The organism is Clostridium polynesiense (assembly GCF_000820705.1).
Classification (GTDB): domain Bacteria; phylum Bacillota; class Clostridia; order Clostridiales; family Clostridiaceae; genus Clostridium_AA; species Clostridium_AA polynesiense.
In genome coordinates this window covers 1-7,538 of sequence record NZ_CCXI01000017.1, presented here as the reverse complement: position 1 = coordinate 7,538, position 7,538 = coordinate 1, and the positions used below count along the sequence as shown (strand labels likewise).

Here is a 7,538-nt window from a genome sequence, read left to right as displayed (position 1 = left end):
ATATCTATTTAATTAATGGTGGAGGAGAGTGGATTCGAACCACTGAAGGCACTGCCAACAGATTTACAGTCTGCCCCCTTTAGCCACTCGGGAACTCCTCCTTTTGTTATCAGCCTTTTGAGCCGACCAACAAGAATTAGTATACATTCATATACATTATATTTCAAGCTTTTATATAAGTCAATATTACTAATTTAAGTCTTCCATCCTCTCTATTTCTTATTATTTCTTTAATTTTATTCAAAATGTATATTTGACAAAGTTTTTTTATATAATAATATTACTATTTTTTAATGAATATTATTAAAATTTAATCAATTTAATTCTTTTCCATGGATAGGTTTTTTTCTATATTTTTCACATAAATGTATGGTTCCAATATTTCTGTAACCTTTTTATAATCCTCTTCCTTAAGCCTTGTCTTCAAAATTTGAAATATCTGAGAGGCTCCGTCCATTTCGTCACTGGTATTCATTATTTCAATTATCTTGCCGTAATCCATCATTGACAGTTTTCTTGCTACCGCTAAAAGCTTTGTTTTATCCTCAAAAGATATTTTATCTTTTATTTTCTCTTTTTGCACTTTAAAAACCGGTGCTGTTTCTTCCCTTTCGTTGGATTTTTCCTCTTCCTTTTTTATTTCTTGATATGAGCTGATATCATGATTATCCCCCCCCTCTTTCTCCTCCTCTTTAAGGCTTAAATTATTTTCTTTTTTATTATCTTTGCTGTTTTGTTCCTTATTCTCATCTTTAACCTCCGGTTTTAAAGAACTTATACTGTTAGAGCTGTCTTTAAACAGTTCCTTATCCTCTTTTTCAGAGGGTGCAAATTCCTGAGTCATTATAACTATGCTTAAAACCGTTATGGCTAAAGCAAGAACAGATAATATTTTTTTTATCATTAATATTCACCCCTTAATATATATTTTTCCAAATATAGCATTTTTTATTCTAATATTTGCCATTTTTATCTCATATAAATTAAAAGGGGGTGTATTGCTATTGGATAAATTAAAAATTCATCATACCGCAAGTGCTGCATACTATGACATTGCATTTTTTATAAAGAATTATTTAAACAGCAGCACTGTTATTATATGTATAGGAACAGATAAATGCATAGGAGACTGCCTAGGACCCTTGGTGGGCACAATGCTTGCTGAAAAGCATTTACCACTACCGGTTTATGGTACTATAGCTTCTCCTATACATGCTTTAAATTTAGAAAAAAAACTCAGTGAAATAAAAACAAATCATCCTAATTGTAATATTTTAGGCATCGATGCCTGTCTTGGAGAAGAAAATTCTATAGGAGAGATACACTGCAGAGATTATTCAATTCATCCAGGAAAGGGAGTAGGAAAAACCCTTCCTGATGTAGGTGAATTTTCTATTATAGGCATAGTTGATTCCTGTGACAGTACTGAAATATTCACCTCCAGAACCATACGATTAAGCCTGGTGATGGATATGGCAAAGGTTATAGTAGATGGTATAATTTATTCATTTTATTTAAATCACCAGTACAGTTAACTTTACTATTTTTATTTTAAAAGATCCTATACTAATTTTAAAAAACAACAAATAAAAAATCTAAGGATTCAGCTGTCTGAGTCCTTAGATTAAAGTAATCTACTGATATTAAAATTATTATTAATTGTATATATTATTCAATCATGGATACTTCGCTTTCAGAAAGTGCAACCTCAAGCTTATCAAGATAGGATAAAACTTTACCTGTACCTAATGCTACGCAGGAAACTGTGTCTTCTGCAAAATTCACCTTAACACCAGTTTCTTTTTCAATAAGGGTATCCAATCCATAAAGAAGAGAACCTCCTCCAGTAAGGACTATACCACTGTCTATAATATCAGCTACTAACTCAGGAGGAGTCTTTTCTAAAACAGAATGAACGTTTTCTGCAATTATCTTAACAGTGTCAGAAAGTGCCTCAACCATTTCAGAAGTAGTAACCAGTACATTATCAGGAAGCCCCGTAATAAGGTTCCTGCCTTTTATATTCATAGATTCATCCCTTAATCCGGGATATGCGGAACCTACTGAAATTTTCAACTCTTCAGAAGTTCTTTCTCCTATCATTAACTTGTGCTTATTTCTTATGTATTTTGTTATAGCTTCATCAAACTTATCTCCTGCTATTTTTATAGAGGATCTTACTACCACTCCTCCTAAAGATATAACGGCTATATCAGTAGTACCTCCACCAATATCAACTACCATATTCCCCATTGGTTTGGCAATATCAATTCCAGCTCCTACAGCAGCCGCAAGAGGTTCTTCTATAAGAAACACCCTTCGTGCACCAGCATTTTTTGCAGCATCCATAACTGCTCTTTTCTCAACTTCAGTGGCTTGAGATGGTATACAGACCATTACCTTAGGTGCGGAAATTCTTCTTTTCCCGCAGGCCTTACGTATAAAATACTTTAACATTTTTTCCGTTATATCGTAGTCTGAAATTACACCATCCCTCAAAGGACGAACTGCTACAATATTACCTGGGGTCCTTCCTATCATTTTTCTGGCTTCTTCGCCTACAGCTAATATTTTGTTAGTATTTTTATCGATAGCTACAACGGAAGGTTCTTTTAATATAACACCTTTGCCTTTTAAATATACCAGCACTGTGGCTGTACCTAAATCTATCCCCATATCTGTTCCCATTCTCAAAAACCACATATCACAGTCACTCCCAAATTCATCATTATTCGTGAAATTTTAAATATACTTTATTCTGCATAATTCCCCTTATAATATTATACAGATAATATTTTTATCCTTCAATAGCTTTATACTTTAATTTTGTGGCTTTACCACCTCTAATATGTCTTTCAGCTTTATTTAAATCTAAAATAAGCTTGGCCTCCTGTGCTATGGCTGGATTAAGCTTTGGGAGTCTTTCAGTCATATCCTTATGAATAGTACTTTTGCTCACACCAAATACCTTTGCTGTTTTTCTAATTGTAGCCTTTGAATCAATAATATAATTAGCCACGTCAAGAACTCTTTCTTCGATGTAGTCTTTCAAAATGCTACCTCCTTAATTGCTATAATTATTAATATGCATTTTTATTACCATGGATTACTTTATAATCAGCCATTTCTCGCCAAATGGGAAAAATGGCTGATAAAAGTTTACTTATTATTTGGAGCTACTTTTAAAGATAAATATGCTGTTGGATCAACCTGCTCATTCTTAGCAGTATTTATCACCTGAAAATTCAAGTGATCTCCATATTTTTCTTCAATAAAGGTTGTAGCTGTTTTTCCAACTTTACCAATAGGATCATTCTGCTTAACCTTATCGCCTTTTTTCACAGAAATCTTTTCATCAAGGTTCGAATATACACTTATTAAACCGTTTGCATGCTTTATCTGCACATACTGTCCTAATTCGGTTTTGTCATTATCAACTGCTTCAACAACCCCATCAGCCACTGCTAAAACGTCAGTTCCTACTTTAGCAGCTATATCTATCCCTTTAATGCTTCTGTGATGTCCCATAGTTTCACACCATACAGCATTTGGATATGAATAGGTTCTTACGATATCACCTTTTACAGGATTTATGAACTTTGTTGAAGTGTTGGTTACCGGTGCAGTTTTAGAACCTTGAGTCTTTGACGATGTATTGTTTGTATTGGTAGTCTCTTTAACCATATCTGCGTTAGGAAGCTGCTTTTTAGATTCTTCCTTCTGCTCTTGAGCTACTTCCTTATTTTGTGAAGAAGCTAATTCAGAAGCCTTAAGCTTTGCATTTCGAGTACTTACAGCTGCTACAGCTGCAACTATACACAGACAGACAAACAATAGTACGTAGAATCCTTCCTTCTTTAGAAAGTTGGAAGACCTTTGAAAGAAATTTTTGTCCATATGAACACCTCCATTGTGTAGTCTGTCCAAAACAAGTTAAAAAATACATTTAATACTAAATTTTTTTCCTGTTTTTTCCGATAAATTTAGACAAAAAATGTATTTAAAAATCCTTTAAACCTTCTAATTGTATAGAAAAACCAAAGACTTGATGAAAATTAAGCCTTTGGTTTTTATTTGAAAACGAATAAAATAATATAACTATTTTAAAAGTTATATTTCATTTTAATTTTCCTTGTTAATGGTTATTTTTTCCACATTGACTCCTGTATAATAATGTGTGAGAATTTCTAAATAGCTTTTTCCTTTTCCAGCCATTACATTAGCGCCCCACTGGCTCATCCCTACCCCATGTCCATAACCTAAACAATTTATTTCAATATTATTTTTATCTATTACTATATTAAAATTAGCAGAATTGAGATTAAACAGGCTTCTAAAATCCTTTCCTGATATAGATATTTCTCCTAGCTTTAAATCTTTTACGGATCCTCCTTCATTTCTGCTTATAATTTTAACCTGAGTTTTAAGCTTGTAAGTTGAAAGCTTGCACTGAGGATACTTGGCATTCACAGCTTTAGTAAAATCACTTAAAGAAATTTTTGCACTACTTTTATATCTGTTTGATATTTCTTCCCCTTCACTTACTACAGATTTCAGATATGGAATCTCCTTTGCAAATACTGCCTGGCTGTTTTCAGTTTTTCCCCAGCTTGTAGAAAAATACTGAGCATTTAATACGACCTCTCCGTTATAGGTTAATATCTGACCTTCTGTTTCCATCACTGCTTTAGATAATTTGTTCCAGTACTCTTCTTTCTTATTAGAAGGCCAGGAAGCCATCCTCTTATCTTTAGATTTATAAACCTGACAATGCACAGTGTCACATATGTGAGCTCCTTTACTAGCACTGCAGTTATTAAGCATCTTGGCTAAAGCATAAGTTCTTGCAGCAACTGCCTGTGCTTTAAGAGCTTCTAATTCAAAAGTAATAGGCATTTCTCCGCTGAGAACTCCCATGACGTAATCCTCTATATTTAATTCTACGGTTTTATTTTCTTCAGAAATATATACCTTTATATTTCCATTAAAACCATGATTTCTTTCATCCTGAAGAATAAATTTTTTAACTTCATAGTCTTGTTTTATTTGCTTATATTCAATGGTTTTCCATAACTTAAAAATTAAAAGGAATAAAACCATAAAAACTACTGATATGGATATAATTTTTACCCAAAAAAATTTATTCTGATTTTTATCTAAAACTTTTCTGTACATATATATTCACCTTCTTTATATTAATTTATATAAAAAAGGTGTGTTTTTTATTACAAAGTATTTAGTTTATTCTATTCATTTATTCTTTTTATATCTGCCCCAAGCCTTTTTAGCTTCTTCTCTATATCAACATAACCCCTGTCTATATGATATATATCTCCAATACAAGTCATTCCCTCAGCAGCAAGTCCTGCTAATATCAGTGCTGCTCCCGCTCTTAAATCAGAAGCTTTAACTTCACATCCGGTAAGCTTATTAACACCATCTATCACAGCTACTCTTCCATCTATTTTAATATTAGCACCCATTCTGCAAAGCTCAGATACATGCATAAATCTATTTTCAAATACAGTTTCTGTAACAATGCTTGTTCCAGAACCCAATGAAAGTAAGCTCATCATTTGAGCCTGCATATCTGTAGGAAAGCCCGGATAAGGCATAGTTTTTATATCTACTGCTTTAAAAGCGTTACTTCCGTCTATCAAAATACTGTCACTTTGTATATCCATTGTAACTCCGCATTCCTGCAGCTTTGATATAACAGGTCTTAGATGCTCTTCTATAGCCCCTATTACTTTAATTTTACTTCTTGTAATAGCAGCTGCAGCCATATAGGTTCCTGCTTCTATTCTGTCATATATAGGCTTATAGGAAGTATAATTAAGCTCCTTTACCCCGAATATCTTAATTGTTCCTGAACCTGCGCCCTGTATCTTTGCACCCATGGAATTCAAAAACATTGCCAAATCGCATATTTCGGGTTCTTCAGCTGCATTTTGGATTATAGTTTCTCCCTGAGCAAATACTGCTGCCATCATTATATTTTCCGTAGCACCCACAGATGGAAAATCCAGATATATTTTATTCCCCACCAATTTTTTCACATCCACTTCAACAAATCCGTGACCTGTATCAACTTCAGCACCTAAAGCTTTAAGTCCTTTTAAATGCAGATCTATAGGTCTGCTTCCAATATTACATCCCCCGGGCAATGAAAGTTTAAACCGTCCAAATCTAGCTACCATTGGCCCCATAATTAAAAAGGAAGCTCTCATTTTTCTTACAAGTTCCATATTAGGATCCTTTAAGGTTATATTTGTAGTATCTACCATGATATTATTCTGAACCTTATCTATATCTACTTTACAGCCCAAATCTCTCAGAACGTCACAAATAACATATACATCTTCCAGCATAGGTGCATTTTCTATAACGCATTTATCTTTGCAGAGAATACTTGCAGCTATAATAGGGAGTACTGAATTTTTCGCTGAACTTATTTCTACTTCCCCATTTAACTTCTGCCCTCCATTTACTATTATTTTTTCCATATTATCCTCCAGCTTATATTAATATATTTCATCAAGAATAGGTGTTCCTATTAAAAGATAACTTCCTGTATCGTAATTACAAATGGAGTAATTTAAATTAACTGCTTTCTTAGAAGTCCCTTTTCCTATATCTGCAGTTCCTGTAATTCCATTTTGAATATTTATACTGGAAATATAACTTCCGCCATAAGACCTTAAAATATTTATAATTTCTTCGTTATAATAGTCTATATTGTTATGTTTTAGTTTTCCCTTAAGATATTTGAAATATTTAGCTTCTCCCGGTTTAATTTCTGTATATTCATGAAGAATTTTCTCAATCTTCATTAAATTATTTTCATTTTCAGTTATGTTTATTTTCACTGTTATCTGTGATTTATCTTCAAGATTAACCCCCATAATTTCCATGGAAGTATTATCCTTTTTTAAATGCATATGATAAAAATTATCCTCAATGTTGATTGCTTCACAATCTTCTTCTTTGAACCTTTTTCCTATCCTTTCTATTTCCTCTTCTGCATTTCTGCTGCTCCAGTATACCGCTTTTGCCGAGGTTTCACATATGTCCATTTCTATTTTAGAAGATATCTTCTCCATTAAATAAACATCTGACTCTTCTATATCCTTAAACCCCATTAATCCTTGTGAAATATTAAGAATACTAATTAAAATTAATGAATAACACAAATGTTTTAACATCTTTATACCCCCTGTTGTATTATAGATTATGGACAACAAATTCTATAACTATACAGGGAATTATCAAATAAATCTTTTGATATATTATTAATATATAATTCTGAGTAAAAAAGGTGAGTATAATGTTTGTTATATATAACTATAAAAACAATAAAAAATAGTCAGTTCAAATTTGATATTCCCTTTATATAAACAGTTTTATTATTTTAACTGTCTAGTGTAAAAGGGCGTATCACTGAACTGACTATTTTATCTTAAATTAAACTCTCTCAACTATTAATGCTGTTCCCATGCCTCCGCCGATACATAAAGTGGCCAGGCCCTTGTCAGCAC

At 32.6% G+C, this 7,538-nt stretch carries 8 protein-coding genes and 1 tRNA gene; 1 reads left to right on the top strand and 8 read right to left on the bottom strand.

What is annotated here, in order from left to right:
- Nucleotides 1-16: 16 nt before the first annotated feature.
- Together TA89_RS02730 and TA89_RS17575 are read right to left on the bottom strand one after the other, a co-directional pair.
- Nucleotides 17-101 (bottom strand) — tRNA-Tyr (locus TA89_RS02730).
- 218 nt (nt 102-319) lie between these two features.
- Entirely contained in the window at nt 320-904 is a 585-nt protein-coding gene (locus TA89_RS17575) for a hypothetical protein (RefSeq protein ID WP_052447283.1), read from the bottom strand.
- Nucleotides 905-1,004: 100 nt separating this feature from the next.
- On the opposite strand from TA89_RS17575, the gene yyaC reads away from it, so the two are divergent.
- Nucleotides 1,005-1,535, top strand: a complete 531-nt coding sequence (gene yyaC / locus TA89_RS02720) for a spore protease YyaC (protein WP_040210641.1) — start codon at nt 1,005-1,007, stop codon at nt 1,533-1,535.
- Between the two features lie 133 nt (nt 1,536-1,668).
- Here the strand turns inward: yyaC and mreB are convergent, their stop codons facing one another.
- The 6 genes from mreB to TA89_RS02690 all read right to left on the bottom strand — a co-directional run bounded on the left by mreB (nt 1,669) and on the right by TA89_RS02690 (nt 7,205).
- A complete protein-coding gene (gene mreB / locus TA89_RS02715; protein ID WP_040210640.1) occupies nt 1,669-2,703 on the bottom strand; it encodes a rod shape-determining protein in 1,035 nt (344 codons plus the stop codon).
- Between the two features lie 94 nt (nt 2,704-2,797).
- Entirely contained in the window at nt 2,798-3,052 is a 255-nt protein-coding gene (gene spoIIID / locus TA89_RS02710) for a sporulation transcriptional regulator SpoIIID (RefSeq protein ID WP_040210639.1), read from the bottom strand.
- A 107-nt stretch (nt 3,053-3,159) separates the two neighbouring features.
- The gene (locus TA89_RS02705) at nt 3,160-3,897 is read right to left on the bottom strand and encodes a M23 family metallopeptidase (RefSeq protein ID WP_040210637.1); all 738 of its coding nucleotides are present in this window, start codon (nt 3,895-3,897) and stop codon (nt 3,160-3,162) included.
- A 225-nt stretch (nt 3,898-4,122) separates the two neighbouring features.
- The gene (spoIID, locus tag TA89_RS02700) at nt 4,123-5,175 is read right to left on the bottom strand and encodes a stage II sporulation protein D (RefSeq protein WP_052447282.1); all 1,053 of its coding nucleotides are present in this window, start codon (nt 5,173-5,175) and stop codon (nt 4,123-4,125) included.
- Nucleotides 5,176-5,246: 71 nt separating this feature from the next.
- The gene (gene murA / locus TA89_RS02695) at nt 5,247-6,506 is read right to left on the bottom strand and encodes a UDP-N-acetylglucosamine 1-carboxyvinyltransferase (protein WP_040210635.1); all 1,260 of its coding nucleotides are present in this window, start codon (nt 6,504-6,506) and stop codon (nt 5,247-5,249) included.
- A gap of 18 nt (nt 6,507-6,524) precedes the next feature.
- On the bottom strand, nt 6,525-7,205 hold the full coding sequence (locus TA89_RS02690) for a hypothetical protein (protein WP_040210633.1): 681 nt from the start codon (nt 7,203-7,205) through the stop codon (nt 6,525-6,527).
- Between the last annotated feature and the right edge of the window lie 333 nt (nt 7,206-7,538).